The sequence below is a fragment of the Delftia sp. UME58 genome, from assembly GCF_014170385.1.
Lineage (GTDB): Bacteria > Pseudomonadota > Gammaproteobacteria > Burkholderiales > Burkholderiaceae_C > Comamonas > Comamonas acidovorans.
Genome location: NZ_LZZV01000094.1, coordinates 1 through 761, shown reverse-complemented (window position 1 = coordinate 761; position 761 = coordinate 1). Strand labels below are relative to the sequence as shown.

The 761-nt window shown below is 67.5% G+C and carries 1 protein-coding gene; it reads right to left on the bottom strand.

Translation table 11 applies throughout. The annotated features are described in order from the left end of the window. Nucleotides 1-635 (bottom strand): type VI secretion system baseplate subunit TssG (tssG, locus tag A9976_RS23060; RefSeq protein ID WP_220808828.1); only part of this gene is annotated, 635 nt, incomplete at its 3' end. Between the last annotated feature and the right edge of the window lie 126 nt (nucleotides 636-761).

Below are 761 nucleotides of genomic sequence, written 5' to 3'. Positions count from 1 at the left end.
ATCCATTGCGGCACAAATTCGCAAATGCGAACGGGCAGGCCGAAGAACCATTGCAGAATGTGCTTGAGGCCTTCGGGGTTGCGGGTCTGGCGCACCAGATGCCCCGCCATGAAGTACTTGGCATGGTCCAGCACGGCGTCGCGCCGCCGCATCGATGGTTCGCCCAGGTGCAGCAGGCTGGCCACGTACCGCGTGAAGCGCTCTTCCTTGCGGTCCAGGCTGACCGTGCTCTGCGCGTCGGCCCAGGCGCGATAGAACAGCAGGATGAGCCGGTGATGGAACACGTCGGCAAACGCCGCCAGGGTGCGGTCCCCGTAATGCGCCATGCGTTCATGGGCATGCTCGGTCAGATGCAACGGCAAGGGGCCGTTGGGGCCGAATAGGCCGAACCCGTATATGGAGACCTCCGCCGGCCGGCCGTTGTGGCCCGCCTGGGCGCGCGCCACGGTAGACGGCGCGAACGCCATCGAGGGTTCCTGCCGCAGGCGCACGGGCTCGTAGCGCGCAACCGTGTCGCGCCCCAGCGGCTTGCGCGCGCCGGCATGCGCATCGATCCAGCGCAGCGCATGGAACAGGTCGTGCGCGTAGGGCTCGCGCTCAAGCGCGCGCCACCACTGCGCGCGGGCTTCGGACAAAGCGGCGCCGGGGGAAACCGGATCAACTGCGGGTTGCGTGACGTCCACCGCGTCACCCCATGTGGATCTGCTTGGCGTCCACCTTGACGAGGTCGGCGCCCGTCACCAGCGTATAGGACGCGTGCA